Consider the following 26,406-nt stretch of genomic DNA (forward strand, 5'->3'; position numbering starts at 1 on the left):
AAAGTGCCCCTCCGCCCTTACCCTCGACACACGCGAGGGCAGCGCCACCGGCCGGTACACCCGGCCCGCACTGTCATGACCAGCGGCAGCCAGGAGTGTCGGGGCGGAGGGGCTCGGATGAAACTGACCGTGGTGGGGTGCTCAGGGAGCTTCCCGTCCGCCGACTCGCCGTGCTCCAGCTACCTCGTGGAGGCCGACGGCTACCGCGTCGTGCTCGACCTCGGCAACGGTGCACTCGGCGCGCTGCAGAAGTACGTCGACCTCTACGCCGTCGACGCCGTGCTGCTCAGCCACCTGCACGCGGACCACTGCGTCGACCTCTGCGCCTACTGGGTCGCCCGCAACTACCGCGCCGAGGGCTGCCCCGACCCGATGCCCGTCTACGGCCCGGCCGGCACCGCCGAGCGGCTCGCCCGCGCCTACGACATGCCGGAGAACCCCGGGATGAAGGAGGTCTTCGACTTCCGCACCCTCACCCCGGGCGGCTTCGACCTCGGCCCGTTCCGGATCGGCGTCGCCCAGGTCAACCACCCCGTCGACGCCTTCGCCTTCCGGCTCGAACACGACGGCCGCAGCCTCGTCTACTCCGGCGACACCGGCGAGAGCGCCGAACTCGTCGAGCTCGCCCGCGACACCGACCTCTTCCTCTGCGAGGCCGCGTACATCGACGGCCGGGACACCTACCGCGCCGTGCACCTCAACGGCCGCGAGGCCGGCGAGCACGCCACCGCCGCCGGCGCCCGCAAGCTCGTCCTCACCCACATCCCGCCGTGGACGGACGCCGAGCACAACCGCCGCGACGCGGAGGCCGCCTTCGCCGGCCCGGTCGAGATCGCCCGGGCGGGCGCGGTCTACCGGATCTGACGCCGCCCGGCCCGACGGGCCGCCGGGCCCCGGCGCCGGCCGCACCGCCGTCTCGTCCCGTTCCGTCGCGGGGCCCCGGCATCCGGACCGGTCCCGGACGTGCGACGGCCCCGCCCCGCCGCCCGGGGGAGCGGGGGCGGGGCGGGGCCGGGGGTGCTTCGGGCCGTACCGCGGCGTCAGGCCTTGGTGACGTCCTCGATCTCCTCGTCGTCCTCGCGACCGGGGGTCTTGAGGTTGAACTTGGTGATCGCGAAGCGGAAGAGGAAGTAGTACAGCGCGGCGAACACGAGACCGATCGGGATGATCATCCACGGGTCGGTGGCCTTGTTCCAGGCCAGCGCGTAGTCGATCAGGCCGCCGGAGAAGGTGAAGCCGTCGTGCACGCCGAGCGCCCAGGTGACGGCCATCGAGACGGCGGTCAGCAGCGCGTGGATGACGTACAGGGCCGGCGCGATGAAGACGAAGGCGAACTCGATCGGCTCGGTGACACCGGTGACGAACGAGGTCAGGGCCAGCGACAGCATCATGCCGGTGACGGCCTTGCGGCGGTGCGGCTTGGCGGTGTGGGCGATGGCGAACGCGGCGGCGGGCAGCGCGAACATCATGATCGGGAAGAAGCCCGACATGAACTGTCCGGCGGTCGGGTCGCCGGCGAAGAAGCGGGTCAGGTCACCGTGGACGACGGTGCCGTCGGGCTTGGTGAAGTCGCCGGTCTGGAACCAGGCGTAGGAGTTCACGAACTGGTGCATGCCGACCGGCAGCAGACCGCGGTTGACCAGGCCGAACGCACCCGCACCGAACGCGCCGGCGCCGATCAGGGTGTCGTTCAGGCTCTTGATCGCGTCGCCGATCGGGCCCCAGGTCAGGGCGAAGACCACACCGACGGCGGTGCCGACGAAGGCCATGATGATCGGGACGAGGCGGCGGCCGTTGAAGAAGCCCAGCCAGTCGACCAGCCTGGTGCGGTGGTACTTCTGCCACAGCACGGCGGAGAGCAGGCCGATCACGATGCCGCCGAGCACACCCGGGTTCTGGTAGGTGGCGGCGGCGTCCTTGCCCGGCAGGACCTGAGCCTCGGTGACCGGGAACGCGGTCAGCACGTTCTTGTACACCAGGAAGCCGACCAGGGCGGCGAGGGCGGTGGAGCCGTCGGCCTTCTTGGCGAAGCCGATCGCGATGCCCACCGCGAACAGCAGCGGCAGGTTGGAGAAGACGGCGTCACCGGCGGTGGCGAACACCGCGGCGACCTTGTTCCAGCCGAGGCCGTCCTTGCCGAACACGTCGTCCTGGCCGAGGCGCAGCAGCAGACCGGCGGCAGGGAGAACGGCGATGGGCAGCTGGAGGCTGCGGCCGATCTTCTGCAGCCCCTGGAGGAGGTTCTGCCCGAACTTCTTGGTGGGGCTTGGCGTGGCCGGAGCCGCGGCGGGCGCCGGTGCCTGCGCAGACTGACTCATGGGGGTGGGTTCCTAACGGCAGGGCGGGTCGGTCGGGGGAGTAGGAGCACAGGAGGCCGAACCGCGAACTGGTCTACACCACACGTGGTGTAGACCAGTTTTGTAGCACGGGCGGAGAAGGGGGGGAACCCCTGAAAGCGGTGCGGCCGGGAAGCGCTATGAAATCGAAACCTACGTTGCGAACGACGATCATGATTACCCGCCGTGATTGGGATTTTGGCTATTTGCGCAACAAAAAGAGCCGGCGCCGGCGGGGCCCGTGCGGAGAGGCCCGGCCGCGCGTGCCGGGCGGCGGGTGCCGGCGGAGCGGGGGCACGGGCGGCCGGGGCGCTGCGAGGGCGGACCGGGGCGGGTCGGCGGGTGGCCGGGCCGGAGTACGGTGTTCCGGCCCCCCGTCCGGCGGCGCGACATCGGCATCCCGTGGACGCCGGGTCCGCGCGGACCATCCCTTTTCCGGGGGAAACAGGTGGCGGCGGCCGGGGGAGCGGCGGTACCGGAATGCCCGGCGGTATACCGGGGAGTGGCGGCGATCTTTCCCCCACCCGGTTCCGGCGCCGGATCGTCCGCGCCGGACACCGTCCGCCGCCGGTGGCCTGCCCGGCCCCGCAGGCCGCCGGCCGGGCGGGCCGCCGGATTTCCCGCCCGGGAATTCTCCGGAGTTCCGTACCGGGACCATCGGCCTGTTCCCGATATGCCGAAGGCCCCCGGGGCGGGGCTCCGGGGGCCTTGGGGAATGGCGCGCGGTGACGCTCGGTTTATGCCTTGGTCACGTCCTCGACCTGGCCCTCCTCCTCGCGCCCGGGCGTTTTCAGATTGAATTTCACGATGATGAAGCGGAACAGCACGTAGTACACCAGCGCGAAGCCGAGCCCGATCGGGATGATCATCCAGGGCTTGGTGGCCAGGCTGTAGTTGAGGCCGTAGTCGATCAGACCGGCCGAGAAGCTGAAGCCGTCGTGCACCCCGAGCCCCCAGGTGACCGCCATGGACGCCCCGGTCAGCAGCGCGTGCACCGCGAACAGCGCGGGGGCGACATAGGCGAAGGAGTACTCGATCGGCTCGGTGACACCGGTCACGAAGGAGGTGAGGCCCACCGAGAGCATCAGGCCGTAGATCTCCTTGCGCCGGTGCAGCTTGGCCGAGTGCGCGATCGCCAGCGCCGCGGCGGGCAACGCGAACATCATGATCGGGAAGAACCCCGAGGTGAACTGCCCCGCCGTCGGGTCACCGGCCAGGAACCGCGGGATGTCACCGTGGACGACGCTGCCGTCCGGCTTGGTGAACTCGCCGAACTGGAACCAGACGAACGTGTTGATCAGCTGGTGCATGCCGATCAGCAGCAGCGCACGGTTGGCGACGCCGAAGATGCCCGCGCCGGCCGCGCCGAGATCGGCCAGGTCCTGGCTGAAGTCGTTGAGCGCCCGGCCGATCGGCGGCCAGACCCACACCGCCAGGCAGGCCAGCGCCAGCCCCGCCAGCGCGGTGATCATCGGCACCAGGCGGCGGCCGTTGAAGAAGCCCAGCCAGTCGACGAGCTTCTTGCGGTGGTAGCGGACCCAGAGCCGGGCCGAGATCAGGCCGATCAGGATGCCGCCCAGCACCCCCGGGTTCTGGTACGTGGCGGCCGCCGCCTTCCGCGAGGTGAAGTCCACGCACTGACCGCCGACCAGCACGGTGGGCGGCTTGCAGTCCTGGGGGAAGGCGTGCAGCACCTGGTAGAAGACGAGGAAGCCGACCACGGCGGCCAGCGCGGTCGAACCGTCCGCCTTCTTCGCCATGCCGATGGCGACGCCGATGCAGAACAGCATCGGCAGGCCGAGCGAGGAGTCCAGCAGCGCACCGCCCGCCGCCGCGAACACCTTGGCGACGTCGTCCCACCCCAGGCCCTCCGCGCCGAAGACGTCGGGCTGGCCCAGCCGGTTCAGCAGACCGGCCGCCGGCAGCACCGCGACCGGCAACTGCAGCGAACGGCCCATCTTCTGGAGTCCGCCGTAGAAGGCGTGCCACCACTGCGTCTCCGGGGCTTTGGCGTCTGCCGCACTCATCCTGGGCCCTCCGGGGGCGGTCGCCGGCCGGTGGCCCCCTCCAGGGCCGTCGGACGGGACTCAGGAACACCCGGGCCCCTTCCTGCGTTCACCGGAGTACCCATATATTGGTGTAGACCACCTTGGGACGCAGGCCGCGAGCGCCGGGACGCAAGCCCCGCTGATCGTCATCCTCGGGCGAAGATCCAGACCCTGCCCGCCGGAATGGGCCAAACGTGGACTAACCTGGCAAACCGGTCCTGCCCGGGTCATGCTTGTCGCGCTGCCCCACAGCACGACGGCCGCTGAACCCACGTCAGCACCGGCACCCGCCCCCCGGCCCCGGCCGGGAACCCCCAGCACCACGCAGGACGGCGCCCGGCAGAGCAGCCGGCGGGCCGAAACAGAGGGAGAAACAACAGATGGCCAGCAAGGCTGAGAAGATCGTCGCCGGTCTCGGCGGCATCGACAACATCGAAGAGGTCGAAGGCTGCATCACCCGCCTGCGCACCGAGGTCAAGGACGCCTCCCTCGTCGACGAGGCCGCGCTGAAGGCCGCCGGCGCCCACGGCGTCGTCAAGATGGGCACCGCGATCCAGGTCGTCATCGGCACCGACGCCGACCCGATCGCCGCCGACATCGAGGACATGATGTGAACTGAGCCCACCAGGCTCACCCCCCGGCCCGCCGACCCACCAGGACGGCGGGCCGGGCCGTTCGACCGGCCACCCCCACCAAGCGACTACGCTCGGTGCCTATGTCACGCATCGACGGCCGCACCCCCGAACAGCTCCGCCCCATCACCATCGAACGGGGCTGGAGCAAGCACGCCGAAGGCTCCGTCCTCATCTCCTACGGCGACACCAAGGTGCTGTGCACCGCCAGCGTCACCGAAGGCGTCCCGCGCTGGCGCAAGGGCAGCGGCGAAGGCTGGGTCACCGCCGAATACTCCATGCTCCCCCGCGCCACCAACACCCGCGGCGACCGCGAAGCCGTCAAGGGCCGCATCGGCGGACGCACCCACGAGATCAGCCGCCTCATCGGCCGCTCCCTCCGCGCCGTCATCGACCACCGCGCCCTCGCCGAGAACACCATCGTCCTCGACTGCGACGTCCTCCAGGCCGACGGCGGCACCCGCACCGCCGCCATCACCGGCGCCTACGTCGCCCTCGTCGACGCCGTCTCCTGGGCCCGCGACAAGAAGATCCTCCGCGCCAAGGGCCAGCCCATCACCGGCGGCGTCAGCGCCGTCAGCGTCGGCATCATCGACGGCACCCCCATGCTCGACCTCCAGTACGAGGAGGACGTCCGCGCCGAGACCGACATGAACATCGTCTGCACCTCCGACGGCCGCTTCGTCGAGGTCCAGGGCACCGCCGAAGGCGCCCCCTTCGACCGCGCCCTCCTCGACCGCCTCCTCGACCTCGGCACCCTCGGCTGCGCCGAACTCGACGAGATCCAGCGCAAGGCCCTCGAAGGCTGACACCCCCTCTACCCCCGCGGCCGGCCCGCCAACCCGCCCCACCTGGGGCCGTTTACAGGCCGGGCCCGCAGCCCGTACGGTTCCCGCAGCACCCCGTTGCGGGAACCGCGGGCACCCCCACGCGCGTCACTCCCCATCGGAACCCGCGCCCCGAGGAGGACTTGATGCCCGACAGCATCACCCGCGCCGGCATCACCCGTCCCGCCACCCTCGCCGTGGCCGCACTCATCGCCGTCCTCCCGCTCAGCGTCGTCAGCTGCTCCGCCGTCCAGAAGGCCATCGACTGCGGCAACACCGCCATCACCGTCTCCAACGACGTCAACGACGTCGTCACCACCTTCAACAACGCGAGCAACGACGCCACGGCCGCCGGGCAGGCCCTCCAGAAGCTCAAGAACGACCTCGACCAGCTCGGCAAGAACTCCTCCAACACCGACGTCGCCAAGGCCGTCACCGACCTCAACACCCAGGTCCAGAACATCCAGCAGGCGGTCAACAACAAGCAGGCCCCCGACCTCAAGCCGCTCGGCGACGCCGCCGGCAACCTCGCCAAGGTCTGCACCGGCTGACGTCCGGTTAGGGTGGGTTCATGACCACCCGACTCATCCTCGCCACCCGCAACCGGCACAAGGTCGCCGAACTCCGCGCCATCCTCGGCGACGCCGGCCTGGACGTCGAACTGGTCGGCGCCGACGCCTACCCCGAGATCCCGGACGTCCCCGAGACCGGCGTCACCTTCGCCGAGAACGCCCTCCTCAAGGCCCACGCCCTCGCCGGGGCCACCGGCCTGCCCGCCGTCGCCGACGACTCCGGCCTCTGCGTCGACGTCCTCAACGGCGCCCCCGGCATCTTCTCCGCCCGCTGGGCCGGCAAGCACGGCGACGACCGCGCCAACCTCGACCTGCTCCTCGCCCAGCTCTCCGACATCGGCCCCGAGCACCGCGGCGCCCACTTCGCCTGCGCCGCCGCCCTCGCCCTCCCCGACGGCACCGAGCGCGTCGTCGAGGGCCGCCTCCCCGGCACCCTCCGCACCACCCCGGCCGGCGACGGCGGCTTCGGCTACGACCCGATCCTGGAGCCGCTGGGCGAGACCCGCACCTGCGCCGAGATGACGGCGGACGAGAAGAACGCCATCAGCCACCGCGGCCAGGCCTTCCGCGCCCTCGCGCCGGTGGTCCGGGAGCTGCTCGGCTGACGGGCCGTGGAAACGGCGAAGGCCCGCCCGGAGATCATCTCCGGGCGGGCCTTCGATTTAAAGGCTAGTGCGGCCTGAGGGACTCGAACCCTCACGGGATTTCTCCCACTGGATCCTAAGTCCAGCGCGACTGCCAGCTCCGCCAAGGCCGCATGGCCTCTAGTCTAGGGGGTTACCCGGGGTGGGGACACCGCCATTTCCGGGCGTGGTGCCCCCCTGGATGCAATCCGCGATGGACCCTGTGCGCTTGTTCTTGTTGCGTCCGCAGTAGGTGGGGGTGACGGCATGGCAGTTCGGACAGAGCAGCCGCAGGTTGCTCGGCCGGTTGTCCAACCAGTCGCCGCTGATATGGTCGACCTCAAGGGTGAGTGGGAGGCCCTGCCACTCGGGCCCGGTACCGCAGCCCTCACACAGCTCGGGCCGCCCGAGCTCGGTTAGGGCCCGGCGGATTCGCGCGCCCGGCAGTCGCTTGGCGTTCGAGGGCCGCTGGACGAGAAGCTGCTCTGGCGGAAACTTGCTGGGGACCCGCTTGCCTCGATTGTGGGCCTGCCCGGTGAAATGTGATGTGTCGATGCCGAACTCCTTGATCCGGCGGCCGATGTGGGTCTGGGTGCCACCAGCTGGGCGTAGGCCGAGGTAGCGGACCACTCCAGCCACGCTGTACGAGGCCGAAACCGCCTCCTCCAAGAGCTCGCGCGTGTAGACGATTCCGGCCGGGCGGAAGTGCGACGTGTCGATTGCGTACTCCGTCAGCTTGCGCCGCAGGTACGTCCGGCTCTCTTGGTTTGGCTCTCGGTTGAGTGAGAGCAACATCTCGTCGAGCGAGGTGGCTGCCGGTGCAGCGTTGCCGAGCAGCTCGCGCGTGTACTTGGTGACCGTCATGGTCGTCCCCCTTCGGGCTGGTGTGCGCCCGTCCCCCGTGGATGCGAACGACCGTCATGCCGGTCGGTTACGGCCTCACTGCCAGTACTTCGGGTTCTCGCGGCGGTGGTGGTGAGGAGGAGGTCGCCGGCAGCCGGGGGAGTGGCTGCCGGAATCGGCCGTTCGGTCGCCGGGCTCGGGGAATTGATGGCCGATTGGTACAGACCTATTGACCTATGTGGTTCAGACCACATAGCTTCGGCGCCAATCTGCTTCCCCACGTGCGTGCTCCCCCACAGGCACGCGCCGACACTCTCTCCCGGAGGACCGAGTGTTGATCCGATCCACGGCGGAGCGGCGTCCCACCGCCGCCCGTCACTCCAAGAGCCCGGCCGCACGGGCGGGTCTGGCCTCGCTGGCGGCGGCCGGTCTGGCCGGCCTGCTGGTGGCGACGCTGGGCGCGGCGCCCTCGCAGGCGTCCGCGACCGTCGACAACGCGGCCTGCCGCCCGGACGGCATGTACCAGACTCCCGGGGTGGACGTCCCGTACTGCAGCGTCTACGACACCGCGGGCCGCGAGAAGATGGGCGCGGACCACCAGCGCCGCATCATCGGCTACTTCACCGGCTGGCGCACCGGCAAGGACGGCACCCGGCCGTACCTGGTGAGCGACGTCCCCTGGGACAAGGTCACCCACCTGAACTACGCGTTCGGGCACGTCGGCGGCGACAACAAGATCTCCGTCGGCACCGACGGCGACAAGAACGAGGCCACCGGGATCTCCTTCCCGGGTGTGCCCGGTGCCGAGCTGGACCCGTCGCTGCCCTACAAGGGGCACTTCAACCTGCTGACGAAGTTCAAGAAGCAGTACCCGAACGTCAAGACCATGATCTCGGTGGGCGGTTGGACCGAGACCGGCGGGTACTTCGGTGACGACGGCAAGCGGGTCGACTCCGGCGGCTTCTACTCGATGACCGTCAACCCGGACGGCAGCGTCAACCAGGCGGGCATCGACACCTTCGCCGCCTCGGCGGTCGACTTCGTCAAGAAGTACGGCTTCAACGGCGTCGACATCGACTACGAGTACCCGACCTCGATGAAGGACGCGGGCAACCCGCTGGACTGGCAGCTGGCCAACGCCAAGCGCGGTTCGCTGGCCAAGGGGTACGCGGCGCTGATGAAGACGCTGCGGGAGAAGCTGGACCGGGCGGGCGCCGCCGACGGCAGGCACTACCTGCTCTCGGTCGCGGCCCCGTCGTCCGGCTACCTGCTGCGCGGCATGGAGACCTTCCAGGTGGCGCAGTACCTGGACTACGTCAACATCATGTCGTACGACCTGCACGGCGCCTGGAACAAGTACGTCGGCCCGAACGCCTCGCTGTTCGACGACGGCAAGGACGGCGAGCTGGCGGCGGCCAACGTGTACGGCACCGGCCAGTACGGCGGGATCGGGTACCTGAACGCGGACTGGTCGTACCACTACTTCCGCGGGGCGATGCCGGGCGGCCGGATCAACGTCGGCCTGCCGTACTACACCCGCGGGTTCAAGAACGTGACGGGCGGCACCAACGGCCTCTGGGGCACCGCGTCGGCGACCACCTGCCCGGTGGGCTCGGGTCTGACGGCGTGCGGTGACGGCGCGGTCGGCATCGACAACATCTGGAACGACAAGGACGACGCGGGCAAGGAGTCCCCGGCCGGCTCGAACCCGATGTGGCACGCGAAGAACCTGGAGAAGGGCATCGTGCCCGACTACCTCTCCGCGTACGGCGTGACCGACACCGCGCTGCAGGGCACGTACACCCGCAACTACAGCTCCGCCCTGGTGGCGCCGTGGCTGTGGAACGACACCAAGAAGGTCTTCCTCTCCACCGAGGACGAGCAGTCGGTGGGCGCCAAGGCGGACTACATCGTCAACCAGGGTGCCGGCGGCGCGATGATCTGGGAGCTCGCGGGCGACTACAAGTGGGACGCGGCCGCCAACGGCGGCAAGGGCCAGTACGTGCCGGGCTCGACGCTGACCTCGCTGATGTACGACAAGTTCAAGGCGGCCTCGCCGTACGGTGCGGTCCGTTCGACGACCGCGCTGCCGCAGCAGACCCTGCCGGTCGACGTGTCGTTCACCAACTTCGCGCTGGGCGACTCGAACTACCCGATCAACCCGAAGATCCACATCGTCAACAACTCGACGGTGACCCTGCCGGGCGGCACCGAGTTCCAGTTCGACTACAGCAACTCGGCTCCGGGCAACGCGAAGGACCAGTCCGGCTTCGGGCTGACCGTCATCAGGCAGGACAATCCCGGTCCGGGCAACGTGGGCGGTCTCAAGGGCACCTACAACCGGGTGTCGGTGAAGCTGCCGGGCTGGCAGTCGCTGGCGCCGGGCGCGTCGGTCGACCTGGACTTCGTCTACTACCTGCCGGTGTCGACGCCGTCGAACTGGACGGTGAACGTCGGTGGCACGCTGTACGGCCTGAAGGGCGACCTGAGCCGTGGCGCGGTGGACGGCGGCACGACGCCTCCGACCACGCCGCCCACGACGCCCCCGACGACGCCGCCCACGACTCCCCCCACGACCCCGCCGACCACCCCGGCCGGCTGCACGGGCGCTCCGGTCTGGGACGCGGGCACCACCTACGCGACCACCATCAAGGTGTCGTGGAAGGACCACTACTACCAGAACAAGTGGTGGACCAAGGGCGACGACCCCTCCGCGAGCGGTGCGTGGGGCGTCTGGAGTGACCTCGGGGCCTGCTGACGACGGCGGTCCACCGAGGTGAAGGACGGCGGTGGCGGTGCACCCGGTCGGGGGGTGCGCCGTCACCGCTGCGTTTTCGCGGAGCGCGCGGGGCTGCTGCCCGACGTCCGCCCGCAGCGCGGCGAAGAGCGCCGCACCCGGGGTGGGCGCGGCGCTCGCAGGCTCAGGCCGCCTCGACCTTGAGGTCGCGCAGCAGCTTGGCGACGTGGCCGGTGGCCTTGACGTTGTAGAGGGCGCGCTCGACCTTGCCCTGCTCGTCCACGATCACGGTGGAGCGGATCACGCCCTGGTAGGTGCGGCCGTAGTTCTGCTTCTCGCCGTAGGCGGCGTAGGCCTCCAGCACGGCGTGGTCCGGGTCGGAGAGCAGGGTGACCTTGAGGTCCTCGGCCTCGCGGAACCTGCCGAGCTTCTCCGGCTTGTCCGGGGAGATGCCGATGACGTCGTACCCGGCGCCGGCGAAGACCTCCAGGTTGTCGGTGAAGTCGCAGGCCTGCTTGGTGCAGCCCGGGGTGAGCGCGGCGGGGTAGAAGTAGACGATCACCTTGCGGCCGAGGTGGTCGGCCAGCGAGACCTGGTTGCCGTCCGCGTCGGACAGGGTGAAGGCGGGCGCGGTGTCGCCGGGCTGGAGGCGCTCAGTCACGGGGGACTCTCCTGGTGCGTGGGCGGGGTGGTCGTACCACGGCAAACTTACCTCCGATGGTGGGTGGGGCCGCGCGGCCGCTCTTGGCAACTGACAAACTGGGTCAGTCGCAACAGGACAACATCAGTGAATTGGGGTGGCCCGAGTGGGCGAGGCGAGCACGAAGGACCAGTCGGCGCGGACGACCGCCCAGATCGAGGCGGACATCGCGCGGACCCGCACCCAGCTGGCGGCGACCCTGGACGAGCTGGCCATGCGCGTGCACCCGAGCACCGTCTCCGCCCAGGTCAAGGCGAAGGCCGTGGCCGCCATGGAGGAGCGGGCCGGCCGGGCGTACGTGGCGGCCAGCGGGCTGGTGGAGAAGTTCGTGGACGAGAAGGGGCAGCCGCGCAAGGAGCGGGTCGTCCCGGTGGCGCTGGTCGGCGTCGGCCTGGTGCTGCTGGTCGCGTCGAGCCGCAAGCGCCGCAAGGACTGAGCGGGCGGGTTCCCGTGGGGCCGGGCGCCGGTGGGCGCCCGGCCCCTTCGCATGTCCGGCCCGTTCTCGTGCGCGGTCCCTTCTCGTGCCCGCGCCCGTCGCGCCCGGTCGGCCCGGACGCCCCGCCGCCCGGCCCCCGCCTGCCGCGGACCGGGCCAGCGTCACGCCGCGGGCCCGGGGGCGGTACCTTCGGGGTCGTGAGTACGAACGACGAACCGACCCCGCAGACCTTGTCGACCGAGCACGACTCGCCGCGTCACGACCGGCTGGGCGAGAAGCTGCCGATCAAGATGCTGCACGACCGCGTGCTGGTGAAGACCGAGGGCGGCGAGGGCGAGCGCCGCTCGACCGGCGGCATCCTCATCCCGGCGACCGCCGAGCTGTCCAAGCGCTGCGCCTGGGCGGAGGCCGTCGCGGTGGGCCAGAGCGTCCGCTCGGTGGAGCCGGGCGACCGCGTGCTGTACGACCCGGAGGACAAGCTGGAGGTCGAGGTCCGCGGCGCCAGCTACGTGCTGCTTCGCGAGCGCGACCTGCACGCCGTCGCGGCGATGCGCTTCGGCGACACGGAGGGCTCGACCGGGCTGTACCTCTGACCCGGGTACCTCTGACCCGTCTGCTGCCCCGGATTGTCGGTGGCGGGGGTTATGGTCCCGGCATGAGCAGCCGTGTGCCTTCGATCGGTGACGAACAGCGGCGGGCCCGGGCCGGCCGGCGGCACCTGCTGGCGCCGTCGGCCCGGGCGGAGCGCGTCGAGCAGGTGGCGGACGCGGTGGCCGGGCTGCACGCCACGGATGCCGCGACGGTCTACCTGTCGGCCTGTGCGCGGCTGGCCGGGCCGTCGGCGGCGGAGGTCGAGCGGGCGCTGTACGAGGACGTCTCGCTGGTGAAGCTGCTGTCGATGCGGCGGACGATCTTCGCCGTGACGGAGGAGTTCGCGCCGTTCGTGAGCGCGTCCACCGCGCGGGCGATCGCGGTCAAGGAGCGGGCGACGCTGCTGAAGCACCTGCGCGAGTTCGCCGAGGGGTGGGACGAGCCGCGGCTCGCCGAGACGGAGCGGGCGGTGCTGGCCGCGCTGGAGCGGCGCGGGGAGGCGACGACGAGCGAGCTCGGTGCGGACGTGCCGGCCCTGCGCGAGACGATGCTGATGTCGGCGGGGAAGCCGTACGAGGCGAAGCAGAGCGTGGGCAGCCGGCTGCTGCGGCTGCTGGCCTCGGACGGGCACGTGCGCCGGTGCCGGCCGCGCGGGTCGTGGCTGAGCAGCAGCTATCCGTGGGCGCCGGTGCCGCAGTGGCCGGACGTGCCGGTGCGGGAGGCCAAGGCGGAGGTGGTGCGGCGCTGGCTGGCGGCGTACGGGCCGGCCACGGTCGAGGACGTGAAGTGGTGGACCGGCTGGACGCTGGGGGACACCCGCAGGGCGCTGGCGGACGTGGGCGCGGTGGACGTGGTGCTGGCCGGGGGTGCGGCGGGTCTGGTGCTGCCGGGGGACGAGGAGCCGGTGGCGGAGCCGGAGCCGTGGGCGGCGTTGCTGCCTGCGTTGGATCCGACGGTGATGGGCTGGCGCGGGCGGGACTGGTACCTGCGGCCGGAGGACGTTCCGGCGCTGTTCGACCGGGCGGGGAACGCGGGGCCGACGGTGTGGTGGTGCGGCCGGGTGGTGGGCGGCTGGGCGCAGCGGGCGGACGGTGAGGTGGTCTGGCGGTTGTTCGCGGACGTCGGTGCTCAGGCGGAGGCGGAGGCGGCGGTCGCGGTGGAGGCGGCGCGGTTGTCGGGCTGGTTGGGGGAGGTGCGGGTGACGCCGCGGTTCCGGACGCCGTTGGAGCGCGAGTTGGTGGCCTGAGCCGCCGGTTCCAGCCGTCCAGGTGAGCCGCCCGCTCCCGCTCAGCGGGCGGGCGGGGTGGCCTGGTCGCCGACGGGCGGCGGGGGCGTCGTGGCGGCCGGTGCGGTGGGCCGGGCGGTGGTGGGCCGGCTGGTGGGGGTGGCCGGCGGTTCGGGGGTGGGGGTCGGCAGGGGCGGGAGGGTCGGCTGCGGGTTGGGGGCGGGCGGCTGGGTCTCGGTGGGCCGGCTGCTCGGGGTGGCGGGCTGCTGCGGTGCGGGGGTGACGGGGGCCGGGGCGCTGGGGCGCGTGGTGGGGGTGCCGGCCGTCGTCGGCGGTGTGGTGGCGGGCGTGGCCGGGGCGGTGGTGGTGGGGGTGCTCGGCTGGGTGTTGCCGCGGCTGGGCTGGAGGTCGAACTGGTGGACGTCGGTGCCTTCCAGGACGTCGGCCATGTAGGCGGTCCAGATCTGGGTGGGGAAGGCGCCGCCGTTGATCCGGGTGTAGCCGGCGGTGCCGGAGAGCGGTTCCTTGGCGTGGGTCTTCGGGTTCTCCCGGAAGAGTCCGACGGTGGTGGTGAGTTCGGGGGTGTAACCGGCGAACCAGGCGGACAGGTTGGAGTCGGTGGTGCCGGTCTTGCCGGCGGCGGGGCGGCCGAGTTCGAGGGCGGCGGCGCCGGTGCCGCGCGGGCTGACGACGTCGCGCAGGACGTCGGTGACGGCGTCGGCGGTGCCGCGGTCGACGGCGCTGGTGGGGACGTGGTCGGGCATCTTGGGGACGTCGATGGCGCCGCCGCTGTGGACGCGTTCGAGCTTGGTGACGGACCACGGGGTGTACGCCTGGCCGTGGTTGGCGAAGGCGGCATAGGCTCCGGCGAGGTTGAGCGCGCTCGGGGTGGCGGTGCCGAGGGTCATCGAGGTGTTGGCCGGGTCCATGCCCTTGACGTTGTCGGGGATGCCGAGCCGGATGGCGGTCTCGCGGACGTGGGCGAGTCCGGCGTCGACGCCCTCCTGGGCGTACACCGAGTTGACGGACTTCGTCATGGCGTAGCGCAGGGTGATGTTGCCGTAGTCGGTGTCGTCCTCGTTGGGCGGTGCGTAGGGGGTGGGGCCGCCGGTGACGGGGCGTTCGCTGGTGCCGTCGTAGCGGGTCTCGGTGGTGATCGGCAGGCCGTCGCCGCTGCTGCGGCCGGAGTTGAGGCCGGCGGCGAGGTCGATGGGCTTGAAGGTGGAGCCGATCTGGTTGTCCTGGCGGAGGGCGTCGTTGTAGGGCTGCTTGGCGTAGTCGGGGCCGCCGTAGACGGCGACGACGCGGCCGGTGCCGGGTTCGACGGAGGCGCCGGCGACGCGGACGTCGGTGTCGGTGGCGGGGCGCTTGGCGGGGTCGAGTTCCTCGGTGAGTTCCTGCTGGACGGCGCGGGTGAAGGCGTCCTGCTTGGCCTTGTCGAAGGTGGTGGTGATGCGCCAGCCGCCGGCCTTGAGGGTGGGGGTGTCGATGATGCCGGAGGAGACGAGGTAGTCGTCGGCGACGCCGACCAGGTAGCCGGCCTGGCCGCTGAGGCCGGTGGCGGGCTGGGGGTCGACGGGTTCGGGGAAGGTGATGGCGGCGCGGTCGGCGGTGGTGAGGAAGCCGAGCTGGACCATGCCGTCGAGGGCGTAGTTCCAGCGGGCGACGGCCTTCTCGCGGTTGGCGGGGGTGGCGGTCTTGACGTCGTAGAGGCTGGGGGCCTGGAGCAGGGCGGCGAGGTAGGCGCCCTGGGGGAGGGTGAGCTGGGAGACGTCGACGCCGTAGTAGGCGTGGGCGGCGCTCTGGATGCCGTAGGCGCCGCGGCCGAAGTAGCTGCTGTTGAGGTAGCCGGAGAGGATCTCGTCCTTGCCGCGCTGCTGGTCGACCTTGAGGGCGATGAAGAGTTCGCGGCCCTTGCGCTCGATGGTCTGGTCCTGGGTCAGGTAGTAGTTCTTGACGTACTGCTGGGTGATGGTGGAACCGCCCTGCATGCCCTTGCCGAGGAGGGTGTTCCAGCCGGCCCGGACCATGCCCTTCAGGTCGATGCCGCGGTTCTGGTAGAAGGTGCGGTCCTCGGCGGAGACGACGGCGTGCTGGAGGTCCGGGGGGATCTGGGTGATCGTCACGTCGGTGCGGTTGACGGCGCCGGTGCGGGCGATCTCGGTGGTGCCGTCGGCGTAGAGGTAGATGTTGTTCTGGGCGACCGCGTGGGCGTTGGGGTCGGGGACCGGGACGATGAGGTAGAGCACGGCGAAGGAGCCGACGGCCAGGAGCAGGACGGCGGTGAGTGCGCCGAGGGTGACCCGCCAGGTGGGCAGCAGCCGGCGCCAGAACGACTTGGCGCGGCGCGCTTCGCGACGGGCGGCCCGCTTGGCCTGGCGTCGGGTGCGGTGGTCTGCGCTCAAGGTCATGCCGCGATTATGTGCTATTTGATCCGCGATCAGGTGGTGGGAAAACCGCGTGCGGCTGCTGATCGTCGGCGGTACGGTGAAAGGTGCAAACCACATAGCGCACTCAGGTGAGCAGCTCCGCCCGCCCGGCCCGGTACCCCCGGGGTGGGGACGGTCGGAGCCGGTCCGGCGTGCGCGTGTGCTGCCGTGCGCACCTGTCTGCTCGTATTTGTCGACAAGGAGACAATATGCCGATCACTGTCCAGGCCGAGCCGCAGCTCGGGCCCCCTCCGGATCCCGGCGGCGCCGCCCGCCTCTACCTCGCGGTCGCCCGCGGCGCGTTCCGCCGGTACTCCACCTACCGGGCCGCCACCCTGGCCGGCGTCTTCACCAACACCGTGTTCGGCTTCATCCTGGCCTACACCTTCCTCGCCCTCTGGCAGGCCAGGCCCGGCCTCGGCGGCTACGACACCGCCCAGGCCGTCACCTACATCTGGATCAGCCAGGGCCTGCTGGTCGCCGTCGCGGTCTTCGGCGGCGGCTTCCAGGACGACCTCCAGGAGCGGTTCCGCAAGGGCGACATCGTGGTCGACCTCTACCGGCCGGTCGACTTCCAGGGCTGGTGGCTGGCCACCGACCTCGGCCGGGCCGCCTTCCAACTGCTCTCCCGCGGCGTGCTGCCGCTGGTGGCCGGCAGCCTCGTCTTCGACATCCGGCTGCCGCACGACCCGTCCGTCTGGGCCGCGTTCCTGCTCTCGGCCCTGCTCGCCGTGGTGGTCAGCTTCGGGCTGCGCTTCCTGGTCTCGCTCACCGGCTTCTGGCTGCAGGACGCGGAGGGGATCCGCTCGGTCATGGTGGTGGTGTCGATGTTCCTCTCCGGGATGCTGCTGCCGCTCGGCCTCTTCCCGGGGTGGCTCGGCGAGGTCGCCCCGGTGCTGCCCTGGGCCGCGCTGATCCAGATCCCCACGGACGTGCTGCTGGAGCGGCGCACCGGCGCGGGGCTGGTCGGCGTGCTCGGCCTCCAGGTGCTCTGGGCGGTCCTGCTGCTCGCGGCCGGGCGCGGCGTCCAGCTGCTGGCGACCCGCAAGGTGGTGGTCCAGGGTGGCTGACACCGTCCGCACCACGACCGCCACGACCGCCGCCGCCACCGCCGGCGTCCGCACCGACACCGACACCGACACCGGCATCGCCGTCCGCCCCGCGACGCTGCCCGCGAGGGCGTGGTGGGCGGTCCGGTCCTGGTGGCTGGTGGCCGCGATGTGGAACCGGTCCACCATGTCCTACCGGCTCTCCTTCGCGATGATGGCCCTGGCCAGCACCGTCATCACCTTCCTCGACTTCGTCGTCATCCTGGTGATGTTCCGGCACACCCGGGCCCTCGGCGGCTGGACCCTGCCCGAACTCGGCTTCCTGTACGGGACGTCGGCGTTCGCGCTGGGCAGCGCCAACCTGCTGGTCGGCACCGCCGACGCGCTCGGCGAGCGGATCCGCACCGGAAGCCTGGACACCATGCTGATCCGGCCCGCCCCGGCGCTGGCCCAGCTGTGCGCCGAGCGCTTCACCCTGCGCCGGCTCGGGCGGCCGCTGCAGGGCGCCGCGGTCCTGGTGTGGTCGCTCACCGCCGTCGACGTGCACTGGACCGCGGACCGGGTGCTGCTGGTGCCCGTCCTGCTGGTCTGCGGCGTCGTCATCTTCTCGGCGGCCTTCATCGGCGGCGCCACCGTGCAGTTCTGGTGGGGCGAGGCCGGTGAGCTGCAGAACGCGCTCACCTACGGCGGGGCCACCCTGCTGCAGTACCCGCCGACCATCTTCGCCAAGGAACTCGTGGCCGGCGTCGTCTTCGGCGTCCCGCTGGCCTTCGTCAACTGGCTGCCCGCCCTGCACATCCTCGGCCGGCCCGACCCGCTCGGCCTGCCCACCGCCTTCCAGTACGCCTCGCCCGTCGCCGCCGTGCTCTGCTGCGCCGCGGCCGGCCTCGCCTGGCGCGCCGGGCTGCGGGCCTACCGCGGCACCGGCAGCTGACCCCCACCCCCTCGGGAAACGGAAACCCCCATGGCACTGATCGAACTCGACGACGTCCGCCGCACCTTCACCGTCCGCGCCAAGGCCGGCCGGTTCAAGCGCGAGAAGCGCGAGGTGCGCGCGGTCGACGGCCTGACCTTCACGGTGGCGTCCGGCGAATGCGTCGGCTACATCGGCCCGAACGGCGCCGGCAAGTCCACCACCATCAAGATGCTCACCGGAATCCTGGTGCCCACCGGCGGGCGGCTGCGCGTCGCCGGCGTCGACCCGGCCCGGGAACGCGTCGCGCTGGCCCGCCGGATCGGCGTCGTCTTCGGCCAGCGCACCACCCTCTGGTGGGACCTCCCGCTGCGCGACTCCTACGAACTCGCCCGCCGGCTGTACCGCATCCCCGACCGGCGATATCGGGAGAACCTCTCACGCTGCGTCGAACTGCTGGACCTCGGCGGCCTGCTGGACACGCCGGTGCGGCAGCTCTCGCTCGGCCAGCGGATGCGCGGGGACCTCGCCGCGGCGCTGCTGCACGACCCGCAGGTGCTCTACCTGGACGAGCCCACCATCGGGCTGGACGTGGTGAGCAAGGGCCGGGTGCGCGACTTCCTGCGCGAGGTCAACCGCGAGCAGGGCACCACCGTGCTGCTCACCACGCACGACCTCACCGACATCGAGCAGCTCTGCGACCGGGTCATGGTGATCGACCACGGGCGGGTCGTCTACGACGGCGGGCTGGACGGGCTGCACGCGGCCGGGGAGAGCGAGCGGACCCTGGTGGTGGACCTCGCCGAGGCCCGGCCGCCGATCGAGGTGGCCGGTGCGCGGGTGGTGAAGGTCGAGGGCCCGCGGCAGTGGCTGGCCTTCCCGGCCCAGCAGAGCGCCGCCCCGATCGTGGCCGCCGTCGCCGACCGGTACCCGATGGTCGACCTCTCGGTACGCGAGCCCGCGATCGAGGACGTGATCGCCCGGATGTACGCGGAGGTCGCGATCGGCTGACCCTGCGGTGACCGCAGGGGGCGCGGATCACGGCGACAGGGGGCGGGCACGGGCGCGCGACGCTCGTGCACGCCCCCTGGCCGCCGTCCGCGCGGGTGGCGGGCGTAACCCGCGGAGCGCCGCCGAGTTGACCCTGCGTCGCCCGGCGGGTCCCGCCCGCCCGGCGCACGTTCGGCGGACCGCGTACCGGAGGGACAGCGCCCGATGACCGCACCCGATGTGACCGTGGTGATCGCGGTCCACAACGCCATGCCCTACCTGATCGCCTGCCTGGACTCGCTGGTCCGGCAGGCCGCCGGGCCGGTCCGCCCGGAGGTGATCGCGGTCGACGACGGCTCGGTCGACGGCGGGGGCGTCGTCCTCGACGGCTACGCCGCCCGGCACCCGGGCCTGTTCACCGTCCTGCACCAGCCCGCCTCCGGCGGCGCGGCCGCCCCCGCCAACCGGGGCCTGGCCCTCGCCCGGGGCCGGTACGTGCTCTTCCTCGGCGCCCGCGACTGGCTGGGCGCCGACGCGCTCGCCCGGATGGTCACGGCGGCCGACGACTGGGGGTCCGACGTCCTCGTCCCCCGGCGGATCGACGTGAACGGCCGGCCGGTGCCGTCCGGCGGCTTCGGCGCGTCGGCCGCCGCGGCCGGCTTCGCGGACTCCGCGCTGGCCGAAGCGCTCACCGGTCACGAGCTGTTCCGCCTCGACCTCGTCCGACGGCACGGGCTGGCGCGGGACGAGGAGCTGCAGGCCTGCTCGGCCCAGCTGTTCGCCCTGGCCGCCTGCCTGCACGCGCGCCGGGTCTCCGTCCTCGCCGGCCACGACCACCACCTGGTGCTGCGCGGGGACGACGACGGCGCCGCCCGCCCGGCCGCCGCCCTGGACCGGCTGCGCGGGGCCGCGGCGGCGCTCTCCGTGGCCGCCGAACTGGCCCCCGAGGGCGGCGGGCTGGACGCCATCCGGGCCCGGTACTTCGGCCGGGAGGTGTCCCGGCTGCTCCGGCGCGACTTCCTGCACCGCCCCGCCAGGCTGCAGCACGAGCTCCTCGCCGGGGTGGCGGGCCTGGTCGGGCGGTTCGGCGCCCGCGAGGTATACCACCGGCTGCCGGTGCCCGACCGGCTGCGGCTCGAACTCGCCGCCACCGGCCGGACGGACGCCCTGCGCGACCTGATCCGCTACGAGGCCGCGCACGGCGGCCCGCCGGTGCATGCGGAAGGCCGCCGCCGCTACGCGCGCTACCCGGCCTTCCGGGACCCCGGCCTCGGCCTCGCCGACGACCTGTTCCTGCTCGACGAGGCACCCGAGCCCCCGGCGGCCGCGCCGCCCGCCCGCGTCCGGCGGCTGTGGCGCGGCGCGGTGCCCGCCCGGGCGCGCCGCCGGCTGTCCCCGTTGGTCGGGGCGTTGCGCGCGGCGGGCACCCGCCGGTAGGCGCGCGCAGGGCGGACGGGCGGCGCGTGTTGAGGGGCGCGCCGTCCGCTCGCGCCGGGCAACGGGCAGACTGGCGGAGTGAGCGACGAAGCCTTCAGCGGGACCGGCCCCGGAGTCCGGTTCACCGCGGCCGACGAGGAGAAGCGACGCGGCGTCCGCCGGATGAAGACCATCGCGACCGGCCTGCTGGCCTTCGCGACGCTGGTCTTCGCCCTGGCCACCTGGGCGAAGGCGGCCGGCGCCGGCGCCTGGGCGGGCTACGTGGCGGCCGCCGCGGAGGCGGGCATGGTCGGCGCCCTCGCCGACTGGTTCGCGGTGACCGCGCTGTTCCGGCGCCCGTTCGGCCTGCCGATCCCGCACACCGCGATCATTCCGACCAAGAAGGACGTCTTCGGCCGGTCGCTCGGCGACTTCGTCGGCGACAACTTCCTCTCCGGCCACGTGGTGCGCAGCCGGCTCGCCGCGCTCGGCATCGCCCGCCGGCTGGGCGAGTGGCTGGCCGCCCCCGGCAGCGCCGAGCGGGTCACCAGGGAGGCCTCGGCCGCGCTGCGCGGAGTCCTCGCCGTGCTGCGCGACGACGACGTGCAGGCGGTCGTCGGCGAGGCGGTGACCCGGCGGGCCGCCGCCACCTCGGTGGCCGAGCCGATGGGCCGGATGCTCGGCAAGGTGGTCGCCGACGGCGGTCACCACGGCGTGGTCGACCTGGTCGCCGTCCGGGCGCACGACTGGCTGGCCGAGAACCACGAGGACGTGGTCCGGAAGGTCACCCAGAAGACCCCCGGCTGGACGCCCAAGTTCATCGACCACCAGGTCGGCGAGCGGGTCTACAAGGAGCTGATGCGGTTCGTCACCGACATCCGCGACGACCCCGAGCACCCGGCCCGCGGCGCCGTCGACAACTTCCTCGCCGACTTCGCCACCGAGCTGCAGACCGATCCGGAGACCATCGCCCGGGTCGAGCGGGCCAAGGTCGAGCTGCTCGCCCGGCACGAGGTGCAGGACCTGATCGCCTCCACCTGGGCCGCGGTCCGCACCCTGGTGCTGAACGCCGCCGAGGACGAGGACAGCGAGCTGCGCCGGCGCATCCGCGAGGGCGTGCGGGACTTCGGCACGCGCCTGGCGACCGACCGGAAGCTGCAGGCCAAGGTGGACGGCTGGCTCCAGGACGCCGCCCAGTACCTGGTCGACACCTACCGGGCGGAGATCACCTCGCTGATCTCCGAGACGGTGGCCGGCTGGGACGCCGACGACGCCTCCCGCAAGATCGAGGCCAACGTGGGCCGCGACCTCCAGTTCATCCGGATCAACGGCACCGTCGTCGGCGCCATGGCGGGCCTGCTGATCCACAGCGTGGCGGTCGCACTCGGAGGTTAGCCGGGTGTGCTTATCCTGGCGGAGACTGCTCGATACGCGCGTAGAAGCGGGCGGCGCTAGAGCGCTGCGCAGCGAAGCGCGGCGCGGCGAAGAGCGAAGACAGAGAAGAAGGGCACCACCGTGGTCCAGCCGGACGGAAGTCGGATCGGAAACCCCAGCAGCCAGGCCGCCGGCCGTGGCATCGAGGCGTTCATCGCCGGGATGCCCAAGGCCGAGCTGCACGTCCACCACGTCGGATCGGCCTCGCCGCGCGTGGTCGCCGAGCTCGCCGCCCGCCACCGCGGCAAGTCCAAGGTGCCGGTCGACCCGGCGGCCCTCGCCGAGTACTTCACCTTCACGGACTTCGCCCACTTCATCGAGGTCTACCTCAGCGTCGTCGACCTGATCCGCGACGCCGAGGACGTCCGCGCCCTCACCTACGGCGTCGCCGAGGACATGGCCCGGCAGAACATCCGCTACGCCGAGCTGACCGTCACCCCGTACTCCTCGGTCAGCCGGGGCATCCCCGACGTCGCCTTCATGGAGGCCATCGAGGACGCCCGGCTGAGCGCCGAGAAGGACCTTGGCGTGGTGCTCCGCTGGTGCTTCGACATCCCGGGCGAGGCCGGCCTGGCCGCCGCCGAGGAGACCGCCCGGCTCGCCGTCGACCTGGCCCCCGAGGGCCTGGTCAGCTTCGGCCTCGGCGGTCCGGAGATCGGCGTGCCGCGCCCGCAGTTCAAGCCGTACTTCGACCGGGCGCGCGCGGTCGGCCTGCGCAGCGTCCCGCACGCCGGCGAGACCACCGGCCCGGAGACGGTCTGGGACGCCCTGCGGGTGCTCGGCGCCGAGCGGATCGGCCACGGCACCCAGGCGGTGAAGGACCCGGCCCTGCTGGACCACCTCGGCGAGCACCGGATCGCGCTGGAGGTCTGCCCGACCTCGAACATCGCCACCCGGGCGGTGGCGCGGATCGAGGACCACCCGATCAAGCAGATGGTGGACGCCGGGCTGCTGGTCACCGTCAACAGCGACGACCCGCCGATGTTCGGCACCGACCTCAACACCGAGTACGCGGTGGCGGCCCGGCTGCTCGGCCTCGACGAGACGGGCGTCGCCGCGCTGGCCCGCAACGCCGTGGAGGCGTCCTTCCTGGACCCGGCCGGCAAGGCCCGGATCGTCGGCGAGATCAACTCCTACCTCGCCGGATGGCACGCGGACCGCGGCTGACCTGCGCCTTCCACCCGCCGGACGAGTGCCGGCCACCCGCCCCGCCGGTCCGACCGGCGGGGGCGGCGTCGTGTGCGGCGCCAGCCCGCTGGAGGGTGGTGCCAAATTGGCTTCACATGGCGCCATGGCGTGTGCCATGCTGAGGGCATGGACCTCACGCCGTACGTCGACAGCCTCCGGAACGAGCTCGCGGTGGCGGCGGGCGCGGGCGGAGAGGAAGCCCGCGCCCTGGCCGGGCGCCTGACCCGCCCGCTGGAGTCGGCCGCCCGGCTCGCCCTGCTCGATGCGCTCTCCGCCGCCATGGACGAGGTCACCCGGGAGCTGGCGCCGGGTTCGGTGGACGTCCGGCTCCGCGGCCTCGATCCGGAGTTCGTGGTGACGGCGCCGTCCTCGGGGCCGCCTGATGGCTTAGTGGTGTCATCGATGGTGCCAGGGGTGGCGCCGGTCGTGGCGCCGGATTCCGAGGACGGCAATACCGCCCGGATCAACTTCCGGCTCCCCGCCCAGCTCAAGACGAGGGTGGAGGAGGCCGCCGGGCACGAGGGCCTCTCGGCCAACGGCTGGCTGGTCCGCGCGGTGGCCGGCGCCCTGGAGCCGGGCGCGGTGCCCCCGCGTCCTGCCGGGCGGGACCCGCTTGCCGTACCCGACCGCCCGCCGCCGCGATCCGGTGGTGGCAGGCGGGCCCCCGAGGCGCAGCTCCGGCTGCACTTCGCCGGCCCGGCCGAACTCGCCGCAGCGGCCGGTCTCTTCACCTACGCCACCCCCGACGAGGGAGCGCTCACCCTCTCCATCCCCGGCGACAGTGCGGTCATCACGGTCAAGATCGTGCTGGACGTCCTGGAGAACGCCGGTGTCCGGGCCGAGTCGCTGACCGTGCACGCGGCCGACGAGGACGGAGCCTCCCCTGCCCGGAGCGGGCGGGCGGCCCGGTGAGCAGCCCGTTGCCCGCCTGGCTCCAGCTCCTCGTGGGCCGGTCAGTGCGGCAGTCGCAGTGCGAGGCCGTCGAGGACGACCTCCAGGCCGTAGAAGAACTTGGAATCGCGGATCTCGGCGGGGTCGGTGGCCGCGGCCGTGGCGGCCGCCGCGGCGTAGGACTCGGCCAGCACGGCATGGCCGGCCGCGGCCTCCTGGGCGGCGGGCATCAGCCGGGCGATGAAGGCGGCTTCGGTCTCGCCGGAGCGGGCGACGGTGGTGAGCCAGGCCGCCTCGCTGGTGCTAATGCCGATCACGAAGGTCAGCACGGTGTCGATCGCCCGGCTCGGCTCGGGGAAGCCGAAGGACGTGAAGAGGGCGGCGAGCCGCTCCGAGAAGGACATCAGGTTGGGGCCGAGGTAGGCGAGGCCCGCCGTGCCGAGGACCGAGGCCAGCCACGGGTGGTTGAGCGTGGTGGTGCGGAAGGACTGCGCGGCCCGGGTGGTGGCGGCGCGCCAGTCGGCGCTGTCGGCGGCCGGGAGGTCGATCTCGCCGAAGACCTCGTCCACGGCGAGCTCCATCAGCTCGTCCTTGGTGGCCACGTGCCGGTAGAGGGAAGTGGCGCCGGCATTGAGGCGGGCGCCGAGCTTGCGCATGGAGAGCGCGTCGACGCCGTCGGCGTCGAGCATCGCGATCGCCTCGCGGACGATCGCCTCGCGGCTGAGCGCGGGCTGCTCGGGTTCGCGCTGGCGGCGGGCCCAGACGGACGGGATCGGGTGCGCCTTGCTGGCCATCGGAACTCCCTCGGTCACTGACTGAATCACCCATCATTTTGGGGTGCGTACACCGTGCGCGCCCAGCGTACATAACGCGACTCTTGCGCACACTGTTCCGTGCTGCGTACAGTGTGCGCATCGACGGAGCATCGTTCGCAAGTCGGAGGGGAAAGACTCATGGAAGCCCGCAACCCACGCCGCTGGTGGATCCTCATCGTGCTGTGCCTCAGCTCGATGGTCCTGGTGATCGACAGCATGGCGCTGACCGTGGCGGTGCCGTCGATGACGGCGGATCTGAAGGCGACCGCGCAGGACACGCAGTGGATCCTCGACTCCTACATCCTGGTGTTCGCCGGGCTGCTGCTGACCTCGGGCAGTCTCGGTGACCGGTTCGGCCGCCGGAAGATCATGATCATCGGTCTGTTGCTCTTCGGGGCGGCGTCACTGGCCGCGACCTACTGCACCAACCCCGGCGAGGTCATCGCCTCCCGGGTCGCGATGGGGATCGGCGGCGCGCTGATCATGCCCTCCACGCTGTCGATCCTGATCGTCGTCTTCGACGAGGACGAGCGCGGAAAGGCGATGGCGGCCTGGGGCTCGGTGTCCATGCTCGGCCTGGTCGGCAGCCCGGTGCTCGGCGGTGTGCTGATCGACCACTTCTCCTGGCACTCGATCTTCTATCTGAACGTGCCGGTCGCGGTGCTGGCGATCGTCGCCGCGTTGGTCCTGATGCCGGAGTCCAAGGGCCAGTGGCAGAAGCCGGACCCGCTGGGCGCGGTGCTGTCGGTGGTCGGGATGACCGCCCTGATCTGGTGGATCATCGAGATCCCGAAGCACGGCGCCTTCGGGGGCGACTCGCTGGTCACCCTCGCGGTCGCGGTCGTCGCGCTCGGCGGGTTCGTGATCTGGGAGAACGTGACGGCCGAGCCGATGGTCCCGCTGGCCCTGTTCAAGAAGCGCAACTTCAGCGGTGGTTCGCTCTCGCTGACCCTGGTGCAGATCGGCAACGGCGGTCTGCTGCTGGTCCTGACCCAGTACCTGCAGTTCGTGCTGGACTACTCGCCGGTCAAGGCGGGCCTGGCCTTCGTGCCGCTGGCGGTGGCCGCACTGATCGGCAACGGCGCCGGCGCCGGCCTGACCGCGAAGATCGGCAACCGGCCGCTGGTGCTGGTCGGGATGGCGCTGATGGCGGGTGCGTTCGCGCTGCTCAGCACGGTCGATGCGGAGACCGGGTTCGCCGTCCCGGCGGTGGCGCTCGGCCTGCTGGGCCTCGGTGCCGGGTTCGCGATGCCGGCCGCGGTCGGCGCGCTGATGGGGGAGATCCCGCCGGAGAAGGCGGGCGTCGGCTCGGCCCTCAACGACACCATCCAGCAGGCGGGGACGGCGCTCGGCATCGCGATCCTCGGCTCGCTGCTGGCGAGCGGGTATGCGGACGAGATGCCGGCGGGCGCGTCGGAGCAGGCGAAGCAGTCGATCGTCGGGGCACTGGCGGAGGCGAACGGTGATGCGGGCCTGGTCCACGCGGCCCGCGAGGCGTTCACCTCGGCGATGAGCACGACGGTCACGGTGAGCGCGGTGGGTGTGGTTGCGGCGGCCCTGGTGGCGGCCGTGGTGATGCGGGACAAGAAGAAGGCGGTGGAGGAGAAGACGGAGGAGCCCCAGCTCGCCGCATGAGGATGAGGCGGGGAGAAGAGGAAGGCCGAAGGCCGGCACCCCGGAAGGGGTGCCGGCCTTCGGCCATTGCTGGCAT

General features: G+C 72.0%; 22 protein-coding genes, 1 tRNA gene and 1 pseudogene. 17 read left to right on the plus strand and 7 right to left on the minus strand.

The window, feature by feature from the left end:
• The first annotated feature begins 117 nt into the window (after positions 1-117).
• Positions 118-864 carry an MBL fold metallo-hydrolase gene (locus ABZ885_RS03170; protein ID WP_360182789.1) on the plus strand — a complete coding sequence of 249 codons (747 nt, stop codon included), beginning with the start codon at positions 118-120 and terminating at the stop codon, positions 862-864.
• Positions 865-1,040: 176 nt separating this feature from the next.
• Here ABZ885_RS03170 and ABZ885_RS03175 read toward each other — a convergent pair whose 3' ends face one another.
• Positions 1,041-2,318 carry a PTS transporter subunit EIIC gene (locus ABZ885_RS03175; protein ID WP_360182791.1) on the minus strand — a complete coding sequence of 426 codons (1,278 nt, stop codon included), beginning with the start codon at positions 2,316-2,318 and terminating at the stop codon, positions 1,041-1,043.
• 755 nt (positions 2,319-3,073) lie between these two features.
• Positions 3,074-4,363, minus strand: coding sequence for a PTS transporter subunit EIIC (locus tag ABZ885_RS03180; RefSeq protein ID WP_360182796.1), 1,290 nt, complete (start codon positions 4,361-4,363; stop codon positions 3,074-3,076).
• 254 nt (positions 4,364-4,617) lie between these two features.
• Here ABZ885_RS03180 and ABZ885_RS03185 point away from each other — a divergent pair, with 254 nt between their 5' ends.
• From ABZ885_RS03185 to rdgB, 4 genes are all read left to right on the plus strand, one after another.
• Positions 4,618-4,998: a PTS glucose/sucrose transporter subunit IIB gene (locus ABZ885_RS03185; protein WP_360182798.1), complete on the plus strand. Its 381-nt coding sequence runs from the start codon at positions 4,618-4,620 to the stop codon at positions 4,996-4,998.
• A gap of 101 nt (positions 4,999-5,099) precedes the next feature.
• Positions 5,100-5,825, plus strand: a complete 726-nt coding sequence (rph, locus tag ABZ885_RS03190) for a ribonuclease PH (protein WP_360182800.1) — start codon at positions 5,100-5,102, stop codon at positions 5,823-5,825.
• A 164-nt stretch (positions 5,826-5,989) separates the two neighbouring features.
• Positions 5,990-6,394 carry a hypothetical protein gene (locus tag ABZ885_RS03195; protein WP_360182802.1) on the plus strand — a complete coding sequence of 135 codons (405 nt, stop codon included), beginning with the start codon at positions 5,990-5,992 and terminating at the stop codon, positions 6,392-6,394.
• A 20-nt stretch (positions 6,395-6,414) separates the two neighbouring features.
• Entirely contained in the window at positions 6,415-7,020 is a 606-nt protein-coding gene (gene rdgB, locus ABZ885_RS03200) for an RdgB/HAM1 family non-canonical purine NTP pyrophosphatase (RefSeq protein ID WP_360182804.1), read from the plus strand.
• A gap of 68 nt (positions 7,021-7,088) precedes the next feature.
• Here the strand turns inward: rdgB and ABZ885_RS03205 are convergent.
• Both ABZ885_RS03205 and ABZ885_RS03210 read right to left on the minus strand, forming a co-directional pair.
• A tRNA-Leu gene (locus ABZ885_RS03205) sits at positions 7,089-7,172 on the minus strand.
• 7 nt (positions 7,173-7,179) lie between these two features.
• Positions 7,180-7,902: an HNH endonuclease signature motif containing protein gene (locus tag ABZ885_RS03210; RefSeq protein ID WP_360182806.1), complete on the minus strand. Its 723-nt coding sequence runs from the start codon at positions 7,900-7,902 to the stop codon at positions 7,180-7,182.
• A gap of 310 nt (positions 7,903-8,212) precedes the next feature.
• Here ABZ885_RS03210 and ABZ885_RS03215 point away from each other — a divergent pair, with 310 nt between their 5' ends.
• Positions 8,213-10,639, plus strand: coding sequence for a glycosyl hydrolase family 18 protein (locus ABZ885_RS03215; RefSeq protein ID WP_360182808.1), 2,427 nt, complete (start codon positions 8,213-8,215; stop codon positions 10,637-10,639).
• A gap of 163 nt (positions 10,640-10,802) precedes the next feature.
• Here ABZ885_RS03215 and bcp read toward each other — a convergent pair whose 3' ends face one another.
• Complete coding sequence (gene bcp / locus ABZ885_RS03220) at positions 10,803-11,279, minus strand: thioredoxin-dependent thiol peroxidase (RefSeq protein WP_360182810.1); 477 nt, start codon at positions 11,277-11,279, stop codon at positions 10,803-10,805.
• 145 nt (positions 11,280-11,424) lie between these two features.
• Between bcp and ABZ885_RS03225 the strand changes: the two genes are divergently transcribed.
• From ABZ885_RS03225 to ABZ885_RS03235, 3 genes are all read left to right on the plus strand, one after another.
• Positions 11,425-11,754 carry a DUF3618 domain-containing protein gene (locus tag ABZ885_RS03225; RefSeq protein ID WP_360182812.1) on the plus strand — a complete coding sequence of 110 codons (330 nt, stop codon included), beginning with the start codon at positions 11,425-11,427 and terminating at the stop codon, positions 11,752-11,754.
• A 290-nt stretch (positions 11,755-12,044) separates the two neighbouring features.
• Positions 12,045-12,347 (plus strand): co-chaperone GroES, encoded by a 303-nt coding sequence (locus ABZ885_RS03230; protein WP_360182864.1) that lies wholly within the window; start codon positions 12,045-12,047, stop codon positions 12,345-12,347.
• A gap of 62 nt (positions 12,348-12,409) precedes the next feature.
• Complete coding sequence (locus tag ABZ885_RS03235) at positions 12,410-13,591, plus strand: winged helix DNA-binding domain-containing protein (protein ID WP_360182814.1); 1,182 nt, start codon at positions 12,410-12,412, stop codon at positions 13,589-13,591.
• Between the two features lie 41 nt (positions 13,592-13,632).
• Here ABZ885_RS03235 and ABZ885_RS03240 read toward each other — a convergent pair whose 3' ends face one another.
• Entirely contained in the window at positions 13,633-15,981 is a 2,349-nt protein-coding gene (locus ABZ885_RS03240; RefSeq protein WP_360182816.1) for a transglycosylase domain-containing protein, read from the minus strand.
• Between the two features lie 227 nt (positions 15,982-16,208).
• Between ABZ885_RS03240 and ABZ885_RS03245 the strand changes: the two genes are divergently transcribed.
• The 7 genes and pseudogenes from ABZ885_RS03245 to ABZ885_RS03275 all read left to right on the plus strand — a co-directional run.
• Positions 16,209-17,069, plus strand: coding sequence for an ABC-2 family transporter protein (locus ABZ885_RS03245; RefSeq protein WP_360182818.1), 861 nt, complete (start codon positions 16,209-16,211; stop codon positions 17,067-17,069).
• Positions 17,070-17,217: 148 nt separating this feature from the next.
• On the plus strand, positions 17,218-17,982 hold the full coding sequence (locus ABZ885_RS03250; protein ID WP_360182866.1) for an ABC-2 family transporter protein: 765 nt from the start codon (positions 17,218-17,220) through the stop codon (positions 17,980-17,982).
• A gap of 30 nt (positions 17,983-18,012) precedes the next feature.
• Entirely contained in the window at positions 18,013-18,972 is a 960-nt protein-coding gene (locus ABZ885_RS03255; protein WP_360182820.1) for an ATP-binding cassette domain-containing protein, read from the plus strand.
• Positions 18,973-19,176: 204 nt separating this feature from the next.
• Positions 19,177-20,388 (plus strand): glycosyltransferase family 2 protein, encoded by a 1,212-nt coding sequence (locus ABZ885_RS03260; protein ID WP_360182822.1) that lies wholly within the window; start codon positions 19,177-19,179, stop codon positions 20,386-20,388.
• Between the two features lie 78 nt (positions 20,389-20,466).
• Entirely contained in the window at positions 20,467-21,762 is a 1,296-nt protein-coding gene (locus ABZ885_RS03265) for a DUF445 domain-containing protein (RefSeq protein WP_360182824.1), read from the plus strand.
• A 180-nt stretch (positions 21,763-21,942) separates the two neighbouring features.
• Entirely contained in the window at positions 21,943-22,968 is a 1,026-nt protein-coding gene (locus ABZ885_RS03270; protein WP_360182868.1) for an adenosine deaminase, read from the plus strand.
• Between the two features lie 147 nt (positions 22,969-23,115).
• Positions 23,116-23,583, plus strand: a pseudogene (locus ABZ885_RS03275) (hypothetical protein); the annotation flags it as partial.
• A 359-nt stretch (positions 23,584-23,942) separates the two neighbouring features.
• Here the strand turns inward: ABZ885_RS03275 and ABZ885_RS03280 are convergent.
• Positions 23,943-24,674: a TetR/AcrR family transcriptional regulator C-terminal domain-containing protein gene (locus ABZ885_RS03280; protein ID WP_360182826.1), complete on the minus strand. Its 732-nt coding sequence runs from the start codon at positions 24,672-24,674 to the stop codon at positions 23,943-23,945.
• Positions 24,675-24,833: 159 nt separating this feature from the next.
• On the opposite strand from ABZ885_RS03280, the gene ABZ885_RS03285 reads away from it, so the two are divergent.
• Positions 24,834-26,330, plus strand: coding sequence for an MFS transporter (locus ABZ885_RS03285; protein ID WP_360182828.1), 1,497 nt, complete (start codon positions 24,834-24,836; stop codon positions 26,328-26,330).
• Positions 26,331-26,406 lie beyond the last annotated feature (76 nt).

This window comes from Kitasatospora sp. NPDC047058, from assembly GCF_040643935.1.
Classification (GTDB): domain Bacteria; phylum Actinomycetota; class Actinomycetes; order Streptomycetales; family Streptomycetaceae; genus Kitasatospora.

Coding starts and splice junctions, on each gene's coding strand:
- ABZ885_RS03170 (WP_360182789.1), top strand. CDS start 118: ATGAAACTGACCGTGGTGGGGTGCTCAGGGAGCTTCCCGTCCGCCGAC.
- ABZ885_RS03175 (WP_360182791.1), bottom strand. CDS start 2,318: ATGAGTCAGTCTGCGCAGGCACCGGCGCCCGCCGCGGCTCCGGCCACG.
- ABZ885_RS03180 (WP_360182796.1), bottom strand. CDS start 4,363: ATGAGTGCGGCAGACGCCAAAGCCCCGGAGACGCAGTGGTGGCACGCC.
- rph (WP_360182800.1), top strand. CDS start 5,100: ATGTCACGCATCGACGGCCGCACCCCCGAACAGCTCCGCCCCATCACC.
- ABZ885_RS03195 (WP_360182802.1), top strand. CDS start 5,990: ATGCCCGACAGCATCACCCGCGCCGGCATCACCCGTCCCGCCACCCTC.
- rdgB (WP_360182804.1), top strand. CDS start 6,415: ATGACCACCCGACTCATCCTCGCCACCCGCAACCGGCACAAGGTCGCC.
- ABZ885_RS03210 (WP_360182806.1), bottom strand. CDS start 7,902: ATGACGGTCACCAAGTACACGCGCGAGCTGCTCGGCAACGCTGCACCG.
- ABZ885_RS03230 (WP_360182864.1), top strand. CDS start 12,045: ATGCTGCACGACCGCGTGCTGGTGAAGACCGAGGGCGGCGAGGGCGAG.
- ABZ885_RS03235 (WP_360182814.1), top strand. CDS start 12,410: ATGAGCAGCCGTGTGCCTTCGATCGGTGACGAACAGCGGCGGGCCCGG.
- ABZ885_RS03240 (WP_360182816.1), bottom strand. CDS start 15,981: ATGACCTTGAGCGCAGACCACCGCACCCGACGCCAGGCCAAGCGGGCC.
- ABZ885_RS03245 (WP_360182818.1), top strand. CDS start 16,209: ATGCCGATCACTGTCCAGGCCGAGCCGCAGCTCGGGCCCCCTCCGGAT.
- ABZ885_RS03250 (WP_360182866.1), top strand. CDS start 17,218: ATGTGGAACCGGTCCACCATGTCCTACCGGCTCTCCTTCGCGATGATG.
- ABZ885_RS03255 (WP_360182820.1), top strand. CDS start 18,013: ATGGCACTGATCGAACTCGACGACGTCCGCCGCACCTTCACCGTCCGC.
- ABZ885_RS03260 (WP_360182822.1), top strand. CDS start 19,177: ATGACCGCACCCGATGTGACCGTGGTGATCGCGGTCCACAACGCCATG.
- ABZ885_RS03280 (WP_360182826.1), bottom strand. CDS start 24,674: ATGGCCAGCAAGGCGCACCCGATCCCGTCCGTCTGGGCCCGCCGCCAG.
- ABZ885_RS03285 (WP_360182828.1), top strand. CDS start 24,834: ATGGAAGCCCGCAACCCACGCCGCTGGTGGATCCTCATCGTGCTGTGC.